The following is a 2,294-nucleotide window of genomic DNA, read 5'->3' on the forward strand; positions in this document are numbered from 1 at the left end:
AGGACATCGGGCTCCTCCCGCACCAGGGCTTCACCGACCTGCTGCGCTCGGTGCGGGCCGACCCCGCGCAATTCGTCCCGCTGACCGAACACCTGTGGCGGGACATGAATGAGGGCGCCGCCTTCTCCATCATCCTGCGCGAACGGGTGCCGCGCTTCAACGGCGGGCTCTTCGCCCAAGGCCAGGCGCTGCCGCTCGACCGCGACCAGCTCGATCTCCTGATCGACGCCGGCAAGGCCGACTGGCGCCAGGTCGAGCCCGCCATCTTCGGCACCCTGCTGGAGCGCGCCCTGGACCCGCGCGAGCGTCACCAGCTCGGCGCCCATTACACCCCGCGTTCCTATGTCGAACGGCTGGTCCTGCCCACCGTGATCAATCCCCTGCGCGACGAATGGACCGCGGTCCACGGCGCCGCCTTCATCCTGCACGAACAGGGCAAGGACCAGGAGGCCGTCAAACTGGTCAGCGCCTTCCAGGTCCGCCTGGCCGGCATCCGGGTCCTCGACCCCGCCTGCGGCTCCGGCAACTTCCTCTATGTGACGCTCGAACACTTGAAACGCCTGGAGGGCGAGGTCCTGGACACCCTGGAGTCGCTCGGCGAGCGCCAGCTGCTCATGGCCATGGAGGGCATCAGCGTCGACCCCCACCAACTGCTCGGCCTGGAACTCAACCCCCGCGCCGCCGCCATCGCCGAGACGGTCCTGTGGATCGGCTACCTGCAATGGCACTTCCGGACCCACGGTGCCGTGAACCCGCCCGAGCCCGTGATCCGCGACTTCCGCAACATCCAGTGCCGCGACGCGGTGCTCGACTATGACCGCATGGAGTGGGTCACCGATGAGGCCGGGCGCCCGGTCACACGCTGGGACGGGCGCACCTTCAAGCCCCATCCGGTCACCGGCGAGGCGGTCCCGGACGAGAGCGCCCAGGTGCCGCTGGAGCGCTATGTGAACCCGCGGCGGGCGTGCTGGCCGGAGGCGGATTTTATCGTAGGGAATCCGCCGTTTATCGGCAATAAGCGCATGCGCCAGGCGCTCGGTGACGGCTATGTCGAGGCGCTGCGCGGTGCCTGGCCGGACGTCCCCGGTTCTGCCGATTACGTGATGTATTGGTGGCACCAGGCAGCGGAGTTGGCGCGCACCGGGCGGATTGCCCGATTCGGATTCATCACGACCAATAGCCTCAAGCAGAGCTTTAACCGACAGATCATCGACGGACACTGCGCGGCGGCGCAGCCGCTGTCCCTGATCTTCGCAATCCCGGATCACCCCTGGGTCGATTCAGCCGATGGGGCAGCGGTACGCATCGCCATGACGGTGGGTGAGGCCGGCGATGCACCTGGGGTCTTGCTGCGGGTGGCGGCCGAGCAACCCGACGGCAACGCGGATGGCGTGGCGGTTGAGTTCGAGCACGCCGAGGGCAGAATCAACCCGGACCTGACCCTCGGCGCCGATCTCTCGGCCGCGACCCCGCTGCGCGCCAATCTGGGTCTCGCCTTCACCGGTATGTACCCACTCGGACAGGGATTTGTGATCCAGCCGGAAGACCTGGCGCAGGCGATCGGGACCGATACCGATACCGAACGGGTACTCAAGCCCTTCGTGATTGCCCGTGACCTCACCCAGATAGACCGCCGGGCCCGCATCATCGATTTCTACCCGCGCACGATGGAGCAGGCGCGTGCCGAGTTTCCCTGCCTGTTCCAGTGGGTGCTTGAACGGGTCAAGCCGGAGCGGGATCAGAACCCGCGACCGGCAAGACGAGATAATTGGTGGCGCTTTGCCGAGCCGAATCCCAGCTTGCGCAAGGCACTCCAAGGTCTCGACCGAATGCTGACAGTGCCGCGAACGGCAAAGTGGTTCACCTTTCAGTTTGTTTCGCCGGACACAGTCCCGGACACGGCCGTGGTGGCATTCGCGTTAGCGGATTATTTCATTCTTGGCGTTCTCTCCAGCCGGGTGCATCTCCTCTGGGCAACAGCGGCCGGCGGCCGTCTCGGCGTGGGCAACGACCCGCGCTACCAGCACAAACAGACCTTCAATCCATTTCCTTTTCCGGCCCCAGCGGGGCCGGAAAAGGGACTTATCCGCCACCTGGCCGAGGCCCTGGACGCCCACCGCAAGGCACGCCAGGCGCTGCATCCGGGTCTGACCATGACCGGCATGTACAACGTGCTGGAGCAACTGCGCCGCGGTGAGCCCTTGCGAGCGAAAGAGCGGCAGGTCCACGAGCAGGGCCTGGTCTCGGTCCTGCGCCAGCTCCACGACGAACTCGACGCGGCTGTCCTCGCCGCC

1 protein-coding gene is annotated in these 2,294 nt (G+C 66.6%); it reads left to right on the forward strand.

The features are described 5' to 3' along the window. On the forward strand, nucleotides 1-2,294 hold a 2,294-nt coding region (locus QZY48_RS31935), incomplete at both ends, for a DNA methyltransferase (protein ID WP_366929817.1).

The organism is uncultured Thiodictyon sp. (genome assembly GCF_903828115.1).
Taxonomy (GTDB): domain Bacteria; phylum Pseudomonadota; class Gammaproteobacteria; order Chromatiales; family Chromatiaceae; genus Thiodictyon.